This is a genomic window from Rhizobium sp. P2_G2 (assembly GCF_056403555.1).
In genome coordinates this window covers 1-21,308 of record NZ_JBFUFF010000088.1, presented here as the reverse complement: position 1 = coordinate 21,308, position 21,308 = coordinate 1, and the positions used below count along the sequence as shown (strand labels likewise).

17 protein-coding genes are annotated in these 21,308 nt (G+C 59.6%); 11 read left to right on the top strand and 6 right to left on the bottom strand.

Annotation, left to right across the window (positions count from 1 at the left end; all coding sequences use genetic code 11):
- Positions 1-29: 29 nt before the first annotated feature.
- Positions 30-1,070 carry a sterol desaturase family protein gene (locus AC1D06_RS33850; protein ID WP_477990201.1) on the top strand — a complete coding sequence of 347 codons (1,041 nt, stop codon included), beginning with the start codon at positions 30-32 and terminating at the stop codon, positions 1,068-1,070.
- Between the two features lie 96 nt (positions 1,071-1,166).
- Here the strand turns inward: AC1D06_RS33850 and AC1D06_RS33845 are convergent, their stop codons facing one another.
- Both AC1D06_RS33845 and AC1D06_RS33840 read right to left on the bottom strand, forming a co-directional pair.
- Positions 1,167-2,948, bottom strand: coding sequence for a tetratricopeptide repeat protein (locus AC1D06_RS33845; protein WP_477990200.1), 1,782 nt, complete (start codon positions 2,946-2,948; stop codon positions 1,167-1,169).
- Between the two features lie 326 nt (positions 2,949-3,274).
- The gene (locus AC1D06_RS33840; protein ID WP_477990199.1) at positions 3,275-3,490 is read right to left on the bottom strand and encodes a hypothetical protein; all 216 of its coding nucleotides are present in this window, start codon (positions 3,488-3,490) and stop codon (positions 3,275-3,277) included.
- A 313-nt stretch (positions 3,491-3,803) separates the two neighbouring features.
- Between AC1D06_RS33840 and AC1D06_RS33835 the strand changes: the two genes are divergently transcribed.
- On the top strand, positions 3,804-5,345 hold the full coding sequence (locus tag AC1D06_RS33835; RefSeq protein ID WP_477990198.1) for a calcium-binding protein: 1,542 nt from the start codon (positions 3,804-3,806) through the stop codon (positions 5,343-5,345).
- A gap of 239 nt (positions 5,346-5,584) precedes the next feature.
- Here AC1D06_RS33835 and AC1D06_RS33830 read toward each other — a convergent pair whose 3' ends face one another.
- From AC1D06_RS33830 to AC1D06_RS33820, 3 genes are all read right to left on the bottom strand, one after another.
- On the bottom strand, positions 5,585-8,122 hold the full coding sequence (locus tag AC1D06_RS33830) for a cation-translocating P-type ATPase (protein WP_477990197.1): 2,538 nt from the start codon (positions 8,120-8,122) through the stop codon (positions 5,585-5,587).
- Between the two features lie 136 nt (positions 8,123-8,258).
- Positions 8,259-9,797, bottom strand: a complete 1,539-nt coding sequence (locus AC1D06_RS33825) for a bifunctional aminoglycoside phosphotransferase/ATP-binding protein (RefSeq protein WP_477990196.1) — start codon at positions 9,795-9,797, stop codon at positions 8,259-8,261.
- Positions 9,798-9,903: 106 nt separating this feature from the next.
- Entirely contained in the window at positions 9,904-10,572 is a 669-nt protein-coding gene (locus tag AC1D06_RS33820) for a CBS domain-containing protein (RefSeq protein WP_477990195.1), read from the bottom strand.
- 147 nt (positions 10,573-10,719) lie between these two features.
- Here AC1D06_RS33820 and AC1D06_RS33815 point away from each other — a divergent pair, with 147 nt between their 5' ends.
- Positions 10,720-11,163 carry a host attachment protein gene (locus tag AC1D06_RS33815; protein WP_477881543.1) on the top strand — a complete coding sequence of 148 codons (444 nt, stop codon included), beginning with the start codon at positions 10,720-10,722 and terminating at the stop codon, positions 11,161-11,163.
- Positions 11,164-11,266: 103 nt separating this feature from the next.
- Here AC1D06_RS33815 and AC1D06_RS33810 read toward each other — a convergent pair whose 3' ends face one another.
- Positions 11,267-12,091 (bottom strand): universal stress protein, encoded by an 825-nt coding sequence (locus AC1D06_RS33810; RefSeq protein WP_477990194.1) that lies wholly within the window; start codon positions 12,089-12,091, stop codon positions 11,267-11,269.
- Between the two features lie 313 nt (positions 12,092-12,404).
- Here AC1D06_RS33810 and AC1D06_RS33805 point away from each other — a divergent pair, with 313 nt between their 5' ends.
- The 8 genes from AC1D06_RS33805 to AC1D06_RS33770 form a co-directional block, all read left to right on the top strand.
- Positions 12,405-13,241, top strand: coding sequence for a universal stress protein (locus AC1D06_RS33805; RefSeq protein WP_477881540.1), 837 nt, complete (start codon positions 12,405-12,407; stop codon positions 13,239-13,241).
- 232 nt (positions 13,242-13,473) lie between these two features.
- Positions 13,474-14,448 (top strand): ABC transporter ATP-binding protein, encoded by a 975-nt coding sequence (locus AC1D06_RS33800; RefSeq protein WP_477881538.1) that lies wholly within the window; start codon positions 13,474-13,476, stop codon positions 14,446-14,448.
- A 248-nt stretch (positions 14,449-14,696) separates the two neighbouring features.
- On the top strand, positions 14,697-15,134 hold the full coding sequence (locus AC1D06_RS33795; RefSeq protein ID WP_477990193.1) for a pyridoxamine 5'-phosphate oxidase family protein: 438 nt from the start codon (positions 14,697-14,699) through the stop codon (positions 15,132-15,134).
- 796 nt (positions 15,135-15,930) lie between these two features.
- Positions 15,931-16,467 (top strand): hypothetical protein, encoded by a 537-nt coding sequence (locus tag AC1D06_RS33790; RefSeq protein WP_477990192.1) that lies wholly within the window; start codon positions 15,931-15,933, stop codon positions 16,465-16,467.
- A 174-nt stretch (positions 16,468-16,641) separates the two neighbouring features.
- Positions 16,642-17,937: a bifunctional sulfur transferase/dioxygenase Blh gene (gene blh / locus AC1D06_RS33785; RefSeq protein ID WP_477990191.1), complete on the top strand. Its 1,296-nt coding sequence runs from the start codon at positions 16,642-16,644 to the stop codon at positions 17,935-17,937.
- An 841-nt stretch (positions 17,938-18,778) separates the two neighbouring features.
- Positions 18,779-19,081 carry an STAS domain-containing protein gene (locus AC1D06_RS33780; protein WP_477881532.1) on the top strand — a complete coding sequence of 101 codons (303 nt, stop codon included), beginning with the start codon at positions 18,779-18,781 and terminating at the stop codon, positions 19,079-19,081.
- Positions 19,081-19,449, top strand: a complete 369-nt coding sequence (locus tag AC1D06_RS33775) for a response regulator (protein ID WP_477881531.1) — start codon at positions 19,081-19,083, stop codon at positions 19,447-19,449. The genes AC1D06_RS33780 and AC1D06_RS33775 overlap by 1 nt, the downstream gene beginning before the upstream one ends.
- Positions 19,446-21,308 (top strand): chemotaxis protein CheA (locus tag AC1D06_RS33770; protein ID WP_477990190.1); only part of this gene is annotated, 1,863 nt, incomplete at its 3' end. The genes AC1D06_RS33775 and AC1D06_RS33770, both read left to right, overlap by 4 nt.

Genomic DNA, 21,308 nt, shown 5'->3' with positions numbered 1-21,308 from the left:
AGTAGCAGCGTAGCGTGGGGAGTAGGGTTGTGGAGGAATTGTACAGGTATTTTATGAAATGCCCTCAGATTTTAATTACATGCATTTTTTTCTTCGGTGCCGGTTGTCTAAGCTTCCTGATTCATATTCTGAGAAATCGTGAAAGCTTTTCTCTCAAGGAAATGCTCAAGCATTGCATTCCCTACAACATTTTTCGTTCGAAAAGCGTCCATATGGACGTGAAGATGTATATCATACACGCAGCCACCGACTCCATCTTCTATTTTCCCGGATTGGCCGTCATGGCCATTGTGTCCAGCGTTGTCGACACATCGCTCCTGGGCCTGGCTCCGGATCATGCGGCCACCCAGCCCAGCTATTGGACAGCGTTTCTGAGCGTGATGGCGATCTTGTTTGCAATCGAACTGTCAGACTATATCGTTCACTATGCGGAACACAAAATACCTATACTATGGGAGCTGCACAAAGTTCATCACTCCGCGGATATCGTCAATCCGTTGACGGCAAGGCGCGGACATTCGATCGCATTGGTGTATTCCGGAATTTGCTCAGGCATTATCGTCGGCGCGACTGTCGGCCTCCTGATGTTTCTGTTCGGCATCAGCCTCATCGAAGCAATCGCGCTACAGGCTTTCACAAACAAGATCGGCAATCTCTGGACGCTCAGCCCTCTGAAACATTCTCACATTCCAGTTGGATTCGGCTGGTTCGACAAGATCTTTATCAGCCCTCACATGCATCAGGTGCATCACAGCAAGTTGCAGCAGCACTGGGACAAGAATTTCGGCAACAACCTGTCGATCTTCGACTGGCTGTTCAACACCGGTTACAAACCGGTGAGGGGCGAGGAAATCACGTTCGGCATATCGGGGTATAGTGAGGCCGAGCTGCAGAAATTCAACACTCTCTTCGGCGCGTTCATATCTCCGATATTGAGAATAAAAGATCGGGTATCGCAACGAATTGGCGCCGGAAGGAGCGCCGCACCGGGCAAATCTCTCAACAATGACAGAGAATTCAACTCGGTCATGGACACGGGCGCGAAGCAGGTGCCGACCGCGCCGATGTAGGTCGTTCCGCGCGAACCAATTGCCGGTGTTTGGATTTCCCGACACAGTTTCCAGACGCTCTCGCCGGACAAGTGCGAGCGAGCGCGGATTTTCGCATCAGCCTATCAATCCTGCCTTGCGAATTCCTGCGACGCGGCGCTCGAAATCCGCGGGGTTGCGGAAGGGCAGCACGCGGCGCCGGCGCTCGACGGAAAAGCTCGGATTGATATTCAGCGCGCGCGCCCAGGCCTGCCGGCTTTCCTCCAGACGGTCCAGATGGCCGTAACATGAGGCGAGCAGCGCATAGGCGGTCTCCGATTGCGGGTTGCGGGCAAGGCGCTGCTCGATGGCGGCGATTGCGAGCTCATATTCGCCAAGCGAAAAGCGGGCATCGGCGACAAACTGCAACACGATCTCGGGATAGTGCGGATCGAGCCTCATTGCGTTGTCGAGCGTATCGAGGGCTGTCGCCGGGTCACCGGAGAATATCTGTATGTGGGCCTTCACCATCAGCAGTTCGACGGAGTTGGGCGCCGCGGCCAATCCCCGCTCGACTTCCGCCCGAGCCCTATCAAGCTGCCGGTTCCACATGCATGCCAAAGCGAGTGCGAAATGCACGTTTGGCTGTTGGTCGTCCATGGCCACGGCCTTTTCGGCGCCTTCGAGTCCGATCGCAAGCGAGCTATCCGGATCGGCGCTCCAGCCATTGACATAATCGAGAACGTGACTGAAGGCGAGGAAAGCATGGGCCGCTGCATAATCCGGCTCGATGGCGATCGCGGCTTCTGCCAGGCGGCGCGCCTCCAGGTTTCCGGCAGGCGTCGACGTGAAGGCCTGTTCTCGGCTTCGCAGCAGCAATTGATAGGCTTCGATGCTGATTGCATGCGAGCGGACGAGCCTGTCCTGGTCGCCGGGCGCGAGTGTGAGTTTCAGCGCCGCCACGATCTCCCGGGTGAGTTCATCCTGGACGGCGAAAATGTCGGTGAGATCGCGATCGAAACGGCTTGCCCAGACATGCCCGCCGTTCTCGGCATCGATCAACTGCGCCGTTACCCGCACCCGGTTGCCGGCTTTTCGAACGCTGCCCTCCAGCACGTATCGGACGCCAAGTGCTTTGGCGACATCCGGGATGGAGACGGCAACATTCCTGTAGACGAAGGAAGAGTTGCGGGCGATGACGTGCAGCTCGTGCAGCTTCGAGAGGTCGGTAATGATGTCCTCGCTGATGCCGTCGGAGAAATACTGCTGTTCAGCATCGCCGCTCATGTTGTTGAACGCGAGCACGGCGATGGACGGCTTGTCGGGGAGGGGCGGCGCAGATGGCTCGGCTCTTGCCTGACGGGGCGCCGGTGACGCCTGTTTCACCGATGCGGCAACGCCAACCTGAACTGCATAGACCCGGACCGGCTCGGCAATGTTCTTGAGTTCGGTCTCGCCCATATCATTGGCAACCAGATCGAGCTTCGATTTGACCTGTCGATAGGCATCTTCCGAAAGGCAGATAGCGCCGGGAGCGGCAATGGTTTGCAGGCGGGCGGCAATATTGACGCCGTCGCCCATAAGGTCGCCGTCGCTCTCTTCAACGACGTCGCCCAGGTGAATGCCGATGCGGAAGACGATGGCGCGATCTGCTGCGACCCCGGCATTGCGCTCTATCATGGCGTTCTGGACTTCGACAGCGCAGCGGACCGCGTCGACAACGCTGCGAAACTCGATGAGACTTCCGTCTCCCGTCCGTTTGACAATGCGTCCATTGTGGACTGCGATCGTCGGATCGATGAGATCGCTCCGCAGCGTCCTCAGCCGCGCCAGGATACGGTCCTCGTCGGCGCCGGCGAGGCGACTATAGCCGACGACATCCGAAACCAGGATCGCCGCGAGCTTCCGCGTCTCGCCCATCACTGTTGCTCCCTATTGCCAGGACCAGCCCGGCTATCGGCAGGATAACACAATATATCCGTTGGCTATAACAATGATCTGCAAGAAAGAGGCCAGCTTTCGACTGCGGCAAACGACATTTCTCCTGGCTTGATTGCGCCTCGGGCAATACAAAATCATCGGTGGTTTCGTTTTTCGCCCAGTGGCTCAGTTCAGTGGTCGTATCTCTATTGGCCGAGGTCTTTTGCCTGACCGGCATCGGCGACAGGCACCAACAAATTGGAAGGCGGCGGCTCCTGTCGCTCGAAAGTCAGCCTCCCTGCTTGGCGCCCCGCGAGCAGTCGTCGTCAGCTGACCGACATCTCGTCAAGCTTCGCGAGCAGACGAACGGCTTCAGGTCGATCGGGTTCCCAGAACTTGATCAATGTGTTTCCGGCCGGCGACGTCGTGATACTGAAGGCTTCACGGTGCAGACCTATTTCAATCAACTTCGTTTCCAAAGCTGCAACATTGGGGATATGAGGCGTGAAATTCGCGACGCAGATATATTCCGTTCCGAACATGACCTTCCTCCATGAGGCATATCTAATGTATCGCAACGGTCGCGCGCATCTTCAACTCAAAGCTAATGATAACCTTACCTGCTAACCATTTGCCACAAACCCGGCTCGGCTGACTACTCCATTTTCAATGGCCAGTGGTTCGATTTTCTTTGAAAGCCGCAATTCAAATTTTGTGATGGAAGGTATTTTTGCGACCCAAGCATGTTGGAAGGCCGGGAGGGTATTTGCTTCCCACCTTCCAATTCACGAATTCGATTGTGGTATTGCAGGAATAGTCCAATATCCATGAGGAATACCGTGGGGGTGCAGGCCAATGGCTAGTGTCACATTCGCAGGCGTCAATACTTACTTGACGGGGACGGGGACGGCCGTTCTTGACGATATTTCCTATATCGATGCATTCGCCACATCCGGAACCGATGATTTCGGCGATGCCAAGCTGACCAGCATCAGCGCCGACAACAATACGTCGCCGCCGGATATGCGGACCGCGACACTGTCGGCCTCGACCGACGATCTGGGACGGGAGACGATTACCGGAATTTCGGCCGGCTTTGGATTGTCGAACGCGCTCTCGGTGGTGATGAGCATCAGCAACCTGTCGCTCGCGGCCACGCTTAATGGCGCAAACCCCTATGATCTCGCCAACGAGGCCGAAATTCAGCGCCTGCTGAAGCTGGCGCTGATGGGCAGCGACAGGTTCGCGATCAGCGGCGTGGTGTCGGAGATCTGGGGCGATATCGAGGAACAGACCGGACCCGCCACAACGGTCTTCGGCGACGACATCCTGTCGATCGGCGCGATATCGGCGGCAGCCGGTTTCGAGCGGCCGATGTTTTACGGCGATGCCAAGTCGGCGTCGACCGATGCCGATATCACCGCTGGCGCCGACCGCATCAATGCTGCCCATGCCGGCATCGGCGTGACGATCTTCGGCGATTTCATGACGGATAACCGTGTCGATCCGCTGGCGGCGAGCTATGGTAACGACAGGCTGGTCGGTGGGGTGGGGGACGATTTCATCTATGGCGATGCCAAAGGCAGCCGAGCCGGTGGAGACGATATCCTCTTCGGTCGCGGCGGCAATGACAGGCTGTCAGGCGGCGGTGGCGACGATATCCTGCGCGGTGGCACCGGCACCAATACGCTTATCGGCGGCGCCGGCTCGGATACGCTCAGCCTTGCGGAGTTTCACGCCTATGGCGACCCCGATGGTTTTGCATTCACGGTTCTGGATCTGGCCCATCCCGAGCGCAATTCAAGCCTCCCGGCCACCAACACCTTGATCAGCATCGAAAATGTCATCGCAGAGAAATTCAACAGCTACGGTGGCGACGTCATCTATGGAACGGGTGGGGCAAATGTCATCACCAGCGCGGGTGGGATCAATCGTTTTCACGGGCGCGGCGGCGACGACATCCTCATAGGCGGCGGCTCATTCGACAGGTTGTTCGGCGGGGCCGGCAACGATACGCTGATCGGGCATAGGGACTACGATTTCTTCATTTTCGATGCCAAGTTGGACCCTGCCACGAATGTCGATCGGATCAGGGATTTTTCGGGAGATTTCGACTCGATCTGGATCGACGACCGGATAATGCCCGGCATTTCCAAGACCAAGCTCAATATCGACGTCAACCATCTCAGCACTGTCGCCCCGAAACCCCTGTCGGTACAGGCATTTTACGCGAGCCAGGACGGCAAAGCCCATGATGCTAGCGATCGCCTGGTCTATGACACCGACAATGGCCGGCTTTACTTCGATCCGGACGGCATAGGCGCAGAGCGGCGAGTTCTGTTTGCCGTGCTGAGGGGCCAGCCCACGGTGGAGGCGGGGGACTTTGGGTTGTTTTAGCGTCGATGGCCGGCAGCGAGGCTCGTGCATCTTCCGCGATCAATCTGGTTTTCCATTGCGGTCCACCGCCGTTGACATCGTGATTGGTCGCGGGGTGATGACAGGGTCGGGCTCTGAAGACAGGCGCCGGGGCGGCGGGAGGCCACCGCTTTGCCGCGATCGGAGTTCGGGATAGCATAGAGAGGCTTGCGGCTTCATGGCTTTGGTTTGGTCGAGACCTGGCAGTCTGTCGTCGGTTTTCACAGCTGGACATACCGCGTCAGCAGAGATTTCAATGTTTCCAAGAGCAGGAGGAGACCGAGGAAGAACGCAGCCGCAACGGCCCATTCGTTGAGAGCAAGACGCCCGAAATGAAAGAGTTCGGAAGCGGCAGGCCAGAAGAGTGAAAGACCGAGAATGGCGGCTACGGCTGCCACGACCCAGGCGAGAGAAGGATTGGGGCGGCTGAAGGCACGCGGGAGGGATGTACTGAACGACCGGTTGACGAGGATCAGGCAGATGAGCGCAAGCACGAGCCAGGAGAACGCCAACGCTCTGGCCTCCGCCGTCGGCAAGCCGTTGTCCAGCGCCACCACATAGGCAGCGGCGACTGCACCGAACGTGATCGCACCTTGAAGCAGGCTCCAGCCGATCAACTGCCATGTAAACAGCGGAGCATCCGGTCGCCGCGGCGGACGCTGCATGGCGTTTCTTTCTTCGACCTCGGCTTCGAAGACCAAAGAGCAGACAGGATCGATGATCATTTCGAGGAAGGCGATATGGATTGGCCAGAAGAGAATGGGCAGTCCTGTGAGCAATGGCAGGAGGGTAAGGCCTGCGATCGGCACATGAACGGCAACGATGAAGCCCATCGCCTTTCTCAGATTGTCATAGATCCGTCGGCCCAGCCGGATGGCATTGACGATCGAGCCGAAATCGTCGTTCAGCAACACCAGCGACGACGCTTCGCGGGCGACGTCGGTTCCCCGGGCGCCCATGGCGATGCCGATATGCGCGGCTTTCAGCGAGGGCGCGTCGTTGACGCCGTCACCGGTCATGGCGACGATTTCGCCGTTTGCCTTGAGGGCCTGGACGATCCTGAGCTTCTGCTCCGGCATGATGCGGGCAAACACGTTCGTCGTCTTGACGCGCTCCGCGAGTTCCGGATCGCTCATCTGGTTGATGTCGGCGCCGGTCAGAATCCCGCTCGTTTCGAGGCCCGCCTGCTCGCCGATCGCCCGGGCCGTGATCGGGAAATCGCCGGTGATCATCGCCACCCTGATGCCCGCAGCACGGCAGTCTGCGATTGCAGCAGGTACGCTTTGCCGCAGCGGATCGGACAATCCGATCAACCCCAGGAACTCAAAATCGAATTGCCTTTGTGACGGAGGCGTCGTGTCGCCCGGCAGGGCAGCGCGGGCGACGCCGAGAACACGCAGGCCCTTCTCGGCCATCGTAGCAATTGCCGATCGCACATGATCGAGCGCCACACCCTCCAGCCCGCACAGCTCGGCAACGACTTCGGGTGCTCCCTTGCAGGCCGCGATGAGGCCGGAGTCCTGCATGCGCCACAGCTGCGTCATGGCCAGGAGATCGCGCTGGAGTGCAAAGGTTTTGACAAGCCGCCAACCCCGCTCGTCCGCGGCGGCAAGTGCTCTGCCGCGGGCAAAGGCATGGAAAGCTTTCTCCATCGGGTCGAACGGGTCCGGAGCACTCGCAAGCGCTGCGGTATCGGCCAAACGATCGAAATCTTCGCCAAGCCCGGGCGGAACGGTGTGGGTCGTCAGCGGAAGATCGCAATCGCCGGCAACGCGCAGTTCGGTGACGGTCATGCGGTTTTCGGTCAGCGTGCCGGTCTTGTCGGTACAGAGGACGGTCGCCGCCCCGAGCGTCTCGATCGCGGCCGCCCGGCGGGTGAGGACATTTGCCTTGGAAATACGCCATGCGCCCATGGCCATGAACACGGTCATGATCACCGGGAATTCCTCCGGCAACATCGACATGCCGATGGCGATGCCGGCCAGCAGGGCATCAAGCCAGCCGCTCCGCAGGGTTGCGTAGAGCACGATCGTCAGCAGCGTCACCAGTGCAGCACCCACGGCAGATATCCGCACCAGGCGGGAGGTCTCGGCCTGAAGGCGAGGCGGCTCGCTTTCCAGTGAGCGCAGACTCTGGCCGATTTTTCCGATCTGGCTGCGTGAACCCGTCGCCGTGACTTCCGCTCTCGCACTGCCCCGCACGATCATCGACCCGGCAAAAGCGACCGGAAGGTCGTCTCCGCCGGGCTGCAGGATGGACAGGCTCGGCAGGTCGCTCACCGCCTTGCGGACGGGCACGGACTCTCCCGTCAACAGGGATTCGTCGGCCTGCAGGTCCTGCGCCTCGATGAGCCGGCAATCGGCTGCGACGCGGTCACCTTCCGCAAGCAGGATAATGTCGCCCCTGACGACATCGCGGCCGGCGATGACTTTCCGCTCGCCGTCCCGGATGACTGCGGCGCGTGGGCTTGTCAGATCGCGCAGGGCTTCGAGAACGCGCTCCGTCCTTGCTTCCTGGACAATCGTGATGACGGTGGACAGTGCTGCGAAGGCGACGATAATCAGCGCTTCGCCGAGATCTCCAAGCAGAAGATAGATCAATCCGGCCGCAAGAAGCAGGGCAAACATCGGTTCCCGCAGGACCTCGAATATGATGCGAAGTGGAGTTCGCCTGGCCGGGCCAGGAAGCTCGTTAAAGCCCTCCGCAATCAGCCGTGCCCGTGCCTCATCTTCTGTCAGTCCGGCTATGATTTCGTTCACGGTGTGATCCTGCCTTTGCCGCACAGTGACGGTATAGCTTGCAGCGATCGCCCTGGTGTTGACCAGGGTCAATCCGGAGCGTCTGAATGCGATCGATGACGGCAAAGTCCTCGACTTCGCCCGATCGTCGCTGGCCTCAGTCCTCTGCGGGTCGGTTCAGGATGTCCCGGACCAGGGATGGTATGGGCAATCCGGCATCGAGCCTGCGCCAGGCGATGGGCGCCAGCGTCTTGCCGAGCTGAAGGGCCAATATATTGACATCGGCATCCGACGGCCCGCCATGGCGGGCCGCGACGCGGTCATGCAGTATCGCCGGCTGGGTTTCCAGCCAGATGCCATCGAAGCGGATATGCGCGCCGACGGCTGCGGCCTCGATCAGCGCCCGGTTTTCCGGCCGGTCGAAGACCGCATCGGCAACGACCGAGCCGCCATCGGCGAGAATGCCGCCCGCGCGTCGCGCCATGTCCTGATACACTCTTTCCGACATTTCCGGACTATAAGCTGACGCGTCGAGCCTGGTTTCCGCGCTGACACCATGGATCGCTTTCCGCACCCGGTCGCTCTCGATGATCCGGGCGCCCGGCGGCATGCCGATGTCCGGCGCCAGGGACTCAGCCAGCGTCGTTTTGCCGGATCCGCTTAGGCCGCCGATGGCGACGAGCCGTGGCGGGGCCTCTCCCAAGAGATCGGATGCGAGCGAGAAATAGGACCTGGCCTCGTCGACGAGCGCGCCGGTCTTGCTGCTGCCTTCTTCGATCTGCGTTGCCGTCACATGGGCGCGGACGGCGGCACGGATGGCCATCAGGAAAGGCAGCAGAATGAATCCGTCTTCATTGTCCGACTGATCTAGATAGCGATTGGCGACGAGATTGGCGTGAGACCGGAAACCGCGATGCCAGAGATCCATCAGCAGGAAGGCGAGATCGTAGAGGGTGTCGACCGTGGCGATCTGGTCGTTGAATTCGATGCAGTCGAACAGACGCGGCTGGCCGTCGATGACGCAGATGTTGCGCAGATGCAGGTCGCCATGGCAGCGGCGGACCTTGCCCTCGGCCTCGCGCCGGTCGAGCCGTGCGGCGTGCATTGCCAGCCGGTCGCGGAAGCACCGGCCGATCGCCTGCACTATAGCAGGGTCGAAGACATGGCTGGTGGCGAAACCGGCCTCGTTGATGGCGAGCACGGCCTCGATATTGGCCGCGCCGCCGCCGGCATGCACCGCCGGCGCCGTCGCATGAAAGGCAGCAATCATCCGGGCAGTAGCGGTCATCAACTGCGGCGTCAGCGTGCCAGCAACCGCCATCCGATCGGCGAGATTCTCTTGGTCGAAGCGCTGCATCTCCACGACCGCATCGCACAATTGTCCTTCGTCCGAGAAGGCCAGGCATCCATCGGGCATGCGGCTGATCCGGCGGATGCCGAGATAGAGGCCGGGTGCGCCGGCGGAATTGAAAACCACTTCCTTCTCGCAGGCGTCGAGGCGTCGCTCTGCGATCGAGAAATCGACATAGGGCAGCTTGACGGCACGCTTCATCTTGAAGGCGCGGTCGCCGACAAGGAAGATGCGCGAAATATGGGTCTCAATGGTTTCAATCTGGGTTTCGACCGGCGCGGTCAGGCCGTAACTGCCGGCGTCACGCAGGAAGGCTACGACATCGCTCTGGTCTTCCACGATCATGGCGTTTTCCAGTCACCGAAATTTGCACTGCGGAATACAACCATTTGAGCACGTGTCCGGATGCAGCGTCGCTCTCAGGCGCATAGCAGGAAATGTCTAAAGCCGCTCACGCTGACCGGACTGCAGCATCGATTGCGTTCGGTACATCCGAGGGTACACGGAGGTCGTTGATGATGCCGCGCACGCCGTTGACCGTCTCCGCCACCAGATAGGCCGCCTTCTGTTCCGCTTCGGAGCGGACCTGGCCCGAGAGATGGGCGTCGCCATTGCTGACTGTGACGCTGACTTGGGCCAGATCGAGATCGAGCTCGTGGTGGAGACGGGTAGTGATGGCGAGCCGGATCGCTTCGTCGCTGCAGGCGCTGTCGTCTGGCGGGCTTGCGATGATGCCGCGCAGAATATCGGCCCGGCTGACAATGCCCACCACTTTTCCGTCGTCGATGACCGGCACGCGCTTGATCCGGTTGGCGCTCAGCAGGGCGGCGATCTGGTCGATCGGCGTGGTCTCGGAAATCGTCACGACGGGACTGGTCATCGTGTCGGCGACGCGCCAGCCATGGGTCCTGATATAGTCTTCAGCGCTCTGGCGGCCCTCGCTCTTGATCGCCGCAGGACCCAGCTCAACCCTGCGGAGCAGGTCACCTTCGCTCAAAATGCCGACAAGTTTGCCTGATCCGTCGATGACGGGCAGTCCACTGACATGATGGTCCAGCATGATCCGGGCGGCGTGGCGAATGCTGTGATCCGGTGTCACCGACAGGATCGCTTTGGTCATGATGTCTCCGGCAAGCATGAACATCTCTCCTATGAGGCCGTTGATGCAATGACCTTAGCGGAGCCGGGGCCACTGCCGTTGACCTCGATCAAGGTTTGGCAACCTTGTCGGGCGCAGACCGGTTTCAAGACAAGAAGGAGAAGTTCAATGGCAAATGTCAGTGTCCCGAACGGCGCCTGGATCATGGTCGCCGACCATAGCAAAGCGATCCTGCTCGAGAACAAGGGTACGCCGGTTGCGCCGCATCTCGAAGTCCGCAAGGTGATGCAGGCGGCGGCCAATCCGCGCACCCATGAACAGGGCACGGATGCGCCGGGGACAGTATATTCGGGAAGCCATCATAGTACCGTCGACCAGACCGACTGGCACGCGGTTGCCGGCCGGCGCTTCCTCGAACAGGCTGCGGAGACTCTGGACGCCATGAAGGCCGACAAGGGCTTTGCTTGCGTCGTCCTCATCGCGCCGCCGAAGGCGCTGGCGGAACTGAGAGCCGTTATTTCGGACTCTGTCAGAGCATCGGTTGTCGGAGAACTGGACAAGGACCTGGTCCATCTGCCGGTCGCCGATATCGGTAGGCACGTTGCGGCCTGATGCCGGAAGTGACGGGCGGCATATTCCACCCGCAGCGAATACGTGCCGAGGATGGGCAAAGTCGGCTCGTCCTCAGCACACTTGACGATAGGTCCGTCACATCTCAGTGGGAGATCAGGATCGGCAGCATCGGATTGGTCAATATATCCAATGTCGCGCCGCCGAGAATGAATTCGCGCATACGCGAATGGCCATAGCCACCCATCACCAGTAGATCGGCGCTCAGTTCGATCGCCTTTTCCTGCAATGCTTCGCCGACCACGCGGCCATGCGTATGGATCGCATAGGGCTCCGCATGCAAGCCACGCGCCGCCAGACTGTCGAACAATCGCCGGCCGGGATCATCTCCGAGCGGCTTTTCGTCCACCGCGTAGATGATCGAAAGCTGCGTGGCGGCGCCAACCAGAGGCGTGGCATCGGCCAAGGCGCGTGCCGCCGCCCGGCTGCCGTCCCAGGCGATGGCGACGTGGTCGATGCGACCAAGCGAGGGGGTATCGGGAAAGAGGAGGACGGGACGGCCGGAGTCGAAAATCACTGCCTGCGACAGGGCTTCGAACGGTGCGGTCGATTGCAGCAATGTCAGGTCATAGTTGCGCGCCATTTCGCCGACAGCCTCGGTCACTTCGACACTGCTGATCGATACTGTCTCGCAACTCGGCTTGACGTTGGTTCCGACCGCATGCTGCTGAAGCACGCTCCGCAGCCGTTTGCCGGCTTCCGTACTTGCGCGTTCGGCTTCGAGTGCCATCGTGTCGACATTGACCAGCAGCGATGCCCAGGGATCGGTGATCGGCGGAATGGTGACCTCAACCGCGACCGCGTGCAGCAGGGCGTTGCAATTGCTGGCGAATTTGACGGCGTTGCCGATCGTCACGTCGGACGTCTGGTCGGGATAGGTCATCAGGGGAAGAAAGAATTGGCTTTGCATCTGTTCGCTCCTTCGGGTCCTTGTCGTGGCTATGCGCTGTGGGCGCATTTTTGCCTGCGCTGAAAGATCGGCATTGACTCCGATCAAAGCACTGGGATTCGGGCGACCTGGATTCTGAACCGAGCGGCCCTGCCAGCAGCGCCAAACCCAATCGAAGGAGAGTGTGCCCAACCGTCGTCAGGCCCCGCAGACAGGGCCGGTCGGCTTTGATTTTGCGCAAGCGTTTCGAACGCCATTGCTGTTGATCAAAGTCAAGGCGAGCGGATGGCTGCCAGCTAGTCTGCCTTCATCGGTCAACGGAAGGAAGACGGATATGACATTCAAGACCATTCTCGCTGTCATCGGTATCGATCACGACAATGCCGATGTCATTTCAGTTGCAAGTCTTGCAGATCGTTCAGGCGCACATCTCAGCGGGATTGTGGTTGCCAGTGTCCCGCCACCGCCATTCAGCGAGATGGGCGGCGATGCCTATGAAGCCTGGTCGCAGATGTGGGAAGACGAAAACAATCGCCTCGAGCGCAGGGTTGGCGAGCTTCGCCAGTTGCTCAAGGACAAGAGCCTGCCTGGCGAGTTGCAGCCGGTCTACTGCATTCAGGGCGATATTGCCCAGCAGATCGGCGAGCGGGCGCGCTATGCCGATGTCACGGTGGTCGGCGGCGACATGCTCAAGGATGAATTCCTGCTGAAGCGTGTGCTCGATGGGGCGATTTTCGACACGCCAACGCCGACGATCCTCGTGCCGAAGGGCAAGGAGATCGACTTTGCTCCGAAAAGGGTCGTGGTTGCCTGGAATGATGGCATCGCGGCTGGACGGGCGCTGCGGCAGTCCATGGATCTCCTCGCCGGCGCCGAGGATGTTCGCGTGGTGGTCGTCGACCCCCACGCGACAAGCGGCGCGACCGGTCAGGAGCCGGGCGCCGATATTGCCGCTTTCCTCACCCGGCATGGCGTCAAGACAACGGTCGACGTGCTGGCGAGTGGCGATCATGAGGTCGATGAGGTGTTGCGGCGGCATGCGGTCGACATCAATGCCGACCTGATCGTCATGGGGGCCTATGGTCATTCGCGGCTGCGGGAGCGGATTTTCGGCGGGACCACGCATTCAATGATCGACAACCCGACGATCCCGGTTTTCTTCGCGCACTGACCAAGAGTTGAAGGGCGCCGGATCAAAGTCCGGCGCCTGCTCTTGAAGCGCACCAGAACCACCGCGCCGCGGCGACCATGAAGCCGTCACCCGTCACCATTGGCCCTGCCGAATTTTTCGGATCAGGGTCATATTTTTAGGAGAGGAATTGAGACATGCGGCTCGACGCCATTTCCCGCTCGCTTCAGATGCTCGCCAGAGCGGATTCCCGAATTGCCGACATCACCTTCGAATGAGTGATCCGTTCCGACGAACCCTGCGGATAAGCCTCGATCTTTACGGCTATATCTGGTCGGAAAGCCGGTCCAAGCAGGCCTGGATCTCTGTGCTGACGATGATCCTGGCGCCGATGATGATGGTGCCGCTCGAATTGCAGCGCCGGATTGTCAATGAAGCGGTGCAGAAGGGTGATATCGCTCTTCTGGCCATCCTGGGCAGCATCTATTTCGCAGTCATATGCCTGCAAGGCGCCATCAAGTTCGCGCTCAACATGCTCAAGGGCATGGCGATCGAGGGGATTGCCCGCGATATTCGCTTCAGGATCGTCGAACGCGTGCGGGATACCGATGGATCGGATGGCAGAACCGGTCCGGACCTCAGCCCCGGCACGATCGTCTCCATGCTGGCGGCCGAGACCGAGGATGTCAGCGGTTTCGGCGGCGAGGCTTTCGGCCTGCCGCTGCTGACCGGCGGCACGATCGTCTATGTCGTGGGCTATCTGCTCTGGGCCCAGCCCCTGATTGCCGCCTTCGCGCTGGCGCTCTACCTACCGCAGGCGCTGATCGTGCCGTTGACGCAGTATACGATCAACCGCCTGGCGCGTCTCAGGATCATCAACGTCCGCCATCTCGGCCATATCGCCGCCGGCATCACCGATGCAGCCATCGCCATGCGCGTKACCGGGGCAAGCATCATCCATCGGATATTTTCTCTCAGGATCGCGATCTATGCGCGCAAATATGCGCTGGCTGCACTCGGCAATTTCCTCGATTCCATGGGAGTGATCGTGGTATTGACCGTTGGTGGTTACCTCGTGATCCACGGCGAGACGCAGGTCGGCACGCTGGTGGTGTTCATTTCGGGCCTCAACAAGATCGCCGATCCCTGGGACGAGTTGATCAACTTTTATCGTTCGGTGTCGAACACAGCCGTCGCCTACGACATGATACGCGCTCAAATCGAGGATCGCGGCTTTCCGACTGGATAATTTTGGCCCAAACTCAATTGTCTGCCGCGATGTGCGTCCTGTTGCCATCCGGCAGCCTGAGACCGTTGATTTCCATGAGAGCGCTCGACGAAGCCGGTTTGACCAGGGTCAATGCGTCCGGTCGTGTGGGAGGGGACAATCCTTGCCGGACGATGCACCCTCGGAGCGGTTTCAACCGCTTTTAGGCATGTCGGACGGATGATGTTACAAATGCGCTCACACGAAACATAGCGATAGGTGGCAAAATCATGATTATCCAGGAGATGCGTGCAGCGGAATGTCACAGCCTCGTTCAAAGCGAGCGGATCGCTCGCCTTGCCTGTTGCCACGACAACCAGCCCTATGTCGTGCCGATCCACTATGCATATTTGCTGAATCGCTTTTTCAGTTTTTCCATGCCGGGGCAGAAGATCAGCTATATGCGGGCCAATCCGAAAGTCTGCGTCGAGATCGAGCACCTGTCGGACTACCAGAATTGGCGATGCGTGGTCTGTGAGGGCGTCTTCCACGAGCTTTCGTCGGAGCGGGACCGGCAGACCGCGTGGGAAGCTCTCCAGACGGTCAAGGACTGGTGGGAGCCGGGTTCGCTCAAGCCGACCCCGCAGGAGTTGACCGGAAAATATCCGCACATCTTCTACGAGATTGTCATCAAACAAATGTCCGGCCGAATAGCGCTGCCGGGCTGATTTTGTGGAAGCAGGACCTTCGGATAACCAAAGTGTAGGCGCCGGTTGATTTTCGGAGATCTGCCTCTGCTCGCTCGTCGCCGCGCGAATGCGACGTGCGAAGTTGCGGCGTTGAGTAACGGCAAATGGTGATGGCCCTACGATACCCTTATGATACCCGTCCGACACCGGTCAGACACCGGTGTCGGACGGGTGTCGACATACAGAGACAGAGACACAGACTGAGACGGACAACGGAGACAGAAAACAAAACCAAACAAAAACAAAACTTGAAACCTCGCCGCTTCAATCATCGCTGTGCCTGGCCGAACCATTGCCTGGCTCTGGAGACGGAGCAGGCGGACAGGTTGGAGCAAAACATCTGGTGACCGACGGTTCTTCCGCAACCTCGGCCGGTCGGTCGAGACCAGGGCAGATCAAACCATATCGCAACGGTGCGGACGACAACAATGTCGGTGTCAAATCGTTCGTTGACGGCGACGTCCTGTTCCGACGGTGCGTGGTGTTTGCCAGGTGGGTGCGAGAGACAGAGGACTGTCAATGGATTTCGATTCAAAAGTGGTGTAGTGATCAAGGCTTGGGAGCGGGCAGCTGGATATACTATTCGAATGAGCGGCTTAGCTGCTCCAACTGGCCGTTGGCGCGTTCTGTTTGACGTTCTCGCGGGGCAAATGTTGCGCCATTCTGGCGATCGGTCGGTGGCGGCTGGCATAGGCTGGGTAGGGCGGCAGAAGACGACACAATCTCCCATAACGAGAAACCGAGGCGCAAGCCCCGGGGTGGTAAGGAGCTTGGCATGATTCGATTGGCGTTCGCGGCACTTGCTGTTCTGACGCTTACGGGCGGGGCCGCCGCGGAGGAGGTTGACGCGCCTACCTTGGTCGATCTCTTCGTCAAAACCTGCGCACTTCGGCCGGCATTGCCAAGCGAACTGGACCGCATCGCCTCGGAGGTGGGTTTCGCCAGCGAACATGGCCCGGTCTCTCCTGAATGGGAAAGCGGACCCAAGATCGACATTGTGTATTTTGCAAAACTGATGGTGCGGGGACAGAAAGTCGGCCTCTCCGCCTATTTCACCGGCCCTGTCGATCGTCCTACCGTTTCGTGTTCCGTGCACTCTCTCAGCGCTTCGACCGACGGTCTGGCCGATCTCATCGAGCAATCCCTGAAGACTCACGACCGGACCGATAAGGTGACCGCCAATGGTAATCGACTTGAGGTGGATTGGCGTATGGGGCCAGCGGGGACCGGTGACACGCTCGAGCTGCATACGTACCAGGATCCGCCGCGGCGTGCCATGATCTCGACGACCTATCTTGGCCACAAGCGCTGAATGGCCGTCAGGTCTCGCCACGCGAATTTCTGGACGGGCCGTTCTACCATGATGTGACGGCTCCAGGCCGGATTGGACTGCCCTCGAGCCGGCCGCAGCATCGGCAGCCGCTTGAGCTGAGCTCAATATAGATTAGCTTGGCCGTATAGTGAATGTGGAGGCGGAGTAATGACAATGACGGTCATCAAAATCACGGAAAACCTGACGGTGTCAGCCCAACCTGACCTTGCCGCCTTCGGCAGCCTTGCCGGAGAGGGCTTCGCCGGCATCATCAACGCAAGACCCGACGATGAAGAGCCCGCTCAGCCCGGAAATGCCGCAGAGGCTGAGGCCGCGCGCGCGGCTGGTCTCAACTATGCCTTCGTCCCGGTCACCGGCCCCACCATCACCGAGGCAGATATCCGCGCCTTCCAGGACGTGGCTGCGGCTGCGAACAAGCCGGTTCTGGCGCATTGCGACAGCGGCCTGCGCGCGCTCACACTCCACATCCTCGGCGAAGTTCTGGACGGCCGGATGGAGCGCCGCGATGTGGAGGGCTTCGGCAGACGCTTCGGCTTCGACCTGGCCGGTGCTGTACGCTGGCTGGAGCGTGAGGATGGCCGCGTGCCGGAGGTCAAAGGCTTTTATGATCCCCGAACCGGCAGCGTCCAATATGTCGTCAGTGCCCCCCAGGCAAAGGTCTGCGCCATCATCGATCCCGTGCTCGATTTCGACGAGAAATCCGGCGCGACGGCGACCGGCAATGCCGACGCTATTCTCGACTATGTGTGGAGCCAAGGGCTGAGCGTCGAATGGATATTCGACACGCATCCGCATGCCGACCACTTCTCGGCTGCGCACTATCTCAAGCAGAAGACCGGCGCCCGCACGGCGATCGGTGCTCATGTCGTCGACGTGCAGCGACTGTGGAAGGACATCTACAACATGCCGGACTTCGCGGCTGATGGATCGCAATGGGATCGCCTGTTCGAAGACGGCGACGGATTCAGGATCGGCGGCCTCGAAGGTCGCGTGATGTTCTCGCCAGGCCACACGCTCGCCTCCGTCACCTATGGCATAGGCGACGCCGCCTTCATCCACGATACGCTGTTCATGCCGGATTCGGGGACGGCCCGCACGGACTTTCCCGGGGGGAGCGCGAGAGAATTGTGGTCTTCGATCCAGCGCATTCTGTCATTGCCCGACGAGACGCGACTGTTCACCGGCCATGATTACCGCCCGGGTGGACGACACGCGAAATGGGAAAGCACGGTTGGCGAGCAGAAGCGCGCCAACCCGCATATCGCCGGAATAGACGAAGAGAGGTTCGTGGCGCTGCGCGAAGCACGTGACAAGACGTTGCCGATGCCGAAGCTGATCCTTCACGCGTTGCAGGTAAACCTTCGTGGCGGCCGCTTGCCGGAGCCGGAGAGCAATGGCCGACGATACCTCAAATTCCCGCTCGATGCGCTGGATAGCGCCCCATGGTGACGAAGACGCCATCGATGCGCAGAGCCGTTCCGCCCGAGGAGATGGCGAATCGGGCGGGTGAGTCGCCTCGCTGTTGAAAAACGCTGGCGCACCCCGTCATGGTGCCTGCCCACAGACGCTTCATGCCGAGGCCATCAACGCCGGGAAACCGCGCCTTGACATTGCGGTCATGCAGAGCGCCCGCAGGAGCGTTCCTTCGCCGGCAACCTGGTTCGCCTGGTCGATGTGGCGCGAGCGAAAAGATACGATCTCATCATACTCCTCGGGGCGCAACGAACCGTGGTGCCCATCGGCAGAACCGGTTTTGCCGCCCACTTTCTGTCGCTGGGCAGGCGGCTGGGATCGAACTCTCGCGTCCTCGAGGTGCAGGTAAATATCTGCAGCAGGCGCGCCATGAAGAACCCGAAGTTCTTCAATTGGCCGTTGTTTAGCGCTCTTCCAACGCCATGCCCTGGACTTGGAAAAATCCTTCTACTCGCTAACGTTGCTGGCGGTGACGCTGTTGTACCGTAGTTACATTTTTAGATATTTCTATATTTATGTGAATATGTTTGAGTATGTTTCGCATATATTGTTGTTTTATGCTATATTACTCGAAGTATGAGGGAAGAAAATAAAATAACGTCATACAAAATAACGAAATTCATTGACATATGTCAATTATTATACGCGATGATTGGTTGTGTGGCTTGGTGAAACGTGCATATAAGCATAAAAATACTTTATTATAAATTAGTAATTTAAGTATATTCCAGCGGCGTTAACCATTTATTATCCGAACTATAGCAAGTTAAGAACGCAACCAAACGCCGAATTCCACTCGAATAGCGGGCAAAAAAGCATGGCGTATCAGATCGCCGAAAAGGTCAACATTCGCAATATCCGCGACATCTATGTCGAACTGCTGGCCCAGTTCGCGAAACTGGACACGGTCGAGATCGACGCTGACGGCGTCGGTGAGTGCGATCTGTCTCTCATTCAATTGATCGAAGCGGCTCGCATCCAAGGCCGCGCCGCCGGCAAGGAGATCAGGCTGGTGAAGCCAGTCAATGAAGCTGTCACCGATACGCTCCGGCGTGCGGGCTTCCTTGACGGTCTTTCTGCGGAAGACGGGCAATTTTGGTTTCATAAGGAGGTTATTTGATGTCTGCCAAGATCCTGACCGTCGATGATTCGGCAAGCGTCCGCCTGACGACGAATATTGCGCTGTCGAGCGCGGGCTATTCCGTCAGCGAAGCGGAAAATGGTGCCGAGGGCATCGCCAAGGCGACGTCCGAACAATTCGACCTGGTCGTCACCGATCTCAACATGCCTGTCATGGACGGCCTGACGATGATCCGCGAATTGCGCAAGATCCCGAGCCAGACGGGTATTCCGATCATCTTTCTCACCACCGAATCCGACGGATCCATCAAGCAGCAGGCCAAGGAAGCCGGCGCCACCGGCTGGCTGACCAAGCCCTTCGACCCGGAAAATCTGGTGAAGATCGTCAAGAAGGTGCTCGGCAAATGAATTATCCGGATCCGATTGCAGTCTTCAGGACCGAGGCGGCTGAATTGCTCGAAGCGATCGAAGCCGGCTTGCTCGACCTGCTCGAGAACCTTTCGGATAAGGAGCAGATCGATTCGGTGTTCCGGAGCCTGCATACGCTCAAGGGCTCGGGCGCAATGTTCGGCTTTTCAGCGCTCGCCGCTTTCACCCATCATTGCGAGACCGCTTTCGATCTCGTCCGCAAGGGTGAAGTTCCCGCAACCAATTATCTGATTTCGACTGTCCTCGATACCCAGGGCCATATGCGCACTCTGGTCGAAATCCCGGGCGGCAACCACGACGCGGAAAGCACGGCACTGCTTGAGCGCTTGCATCAGGCTGTCGAAGCCGCCCGCGCCGGCGGCGACGTACCTGCCGCCGTCGCCAGCGCCAGATTACGGCATTGGAAGGTGATGTTTTCACTGCCGGCCGACGCCATGGCAAATGGCACTAATCCTCTGGCGCTGCTCGATGAACTTCGCGACCTCGGTGAATGCAGCTTCGTTGTCGATCGTTCCACTGTCCCCGCCCTCAGCGCTTTCAATCCCTCGACCCTCTATGTATCCTGGACGGTCGACCTGAAAACCGAAGCACCGCGTTCGGCGATCGAAGATGTGTTCATCTTCGTCATGGACGAGATGGTGCTCGATATTTCTCTGGTCGGTGATGATGAAGCCATTGCGCCTGTGGTGGTTGAGAAACCAGTATTGGAATTCAAGCACGTCGAAGCTGATCACATAGAAATGCCGCCTTCGACGGCGGTGAATGCGTCGGCTTCCGCAGCGGCAAATCCTCCGGCTGCGTCTGGCGACACGAAGGTCAGTAAGGTCAGCGAAAGTGTTCGTGTTCCCGCCGAACGCCTCGATGAGCTGATGGACCGGGTCGGCGAACTCGTCATCGCCCAGTCGCGGCTCTCGCAGCTTGCCAGAGCCGGCAGCGACATTGCCTTGCGCGCGGTCTCCGAAGACATCGAACGGCTTTCGGGCGAGTTGCGCGACACGATGATGGTGCTGCGCATGGTGCCGGTCACCCAGCTCTTCGGCCGCTTCCGCCGCCTCATCCACGATCTGGCCCACGAAACCAGGAAGCAGATCGAACTGGTCACCGAGGGCGAGTCCACCGAAGTCGACAAGACCGTCGTCGAACGCCTTGCCGATCCGCTCGTTCATCTGGTGCGCAATTCCTGCGACCATGGTCTGGAGCAGCCGGAGGAACGCCTCGCCGCGGGCAAGCCGGCGATGGGACGGGTCGTGCTGACGGCGCATCAGACCGGAGGCCAGGTCAAGATCACCATCAGCGACGACGGCCGCGGCATCAATCGCGAGCGTGTCCGCGCCAAGGCGGAAAGCTCCGGCATCATCGCACCCAATGCGGTGCTCTCCGATCAGGAACTGCTGCAGCTGATCTTCCAGCCGGGCTTCTCGACGGCGCAGAGCGTCACCAACCTTTCCGGCCGAGGCGTCGGCATGGATGTGGTCAAGCGCACCATCGATACACTGCGCGGCTCGATCAACGTCACCTCCACCCCCGGCAAGGGCTCGGATATCGTGCTCAATATCCCGCTGACGCTCGCCATCATCGACGGCCTGCTCGTCCGCGTCGGTTCGAGCCGCTATGTCATCCCGCTCTCGGCGGTCGAGGAATGCCTGGAACTGTCGCTCGAAGAGGACATGCGCTCGCGCGGCCGCAGCTTCATCTCGCTGCGCGACAGCCTGGTGCCGTTCATCCGCCTGCGCGACCTCTTCCGCACCGGCACCAAGCCGGACCCATACCAGAAGGTCGTGGTCATCTCCACGGGCTCGGAGCGCGTCGGCCTGGTCGTCGACCAGATCATCGGCGAC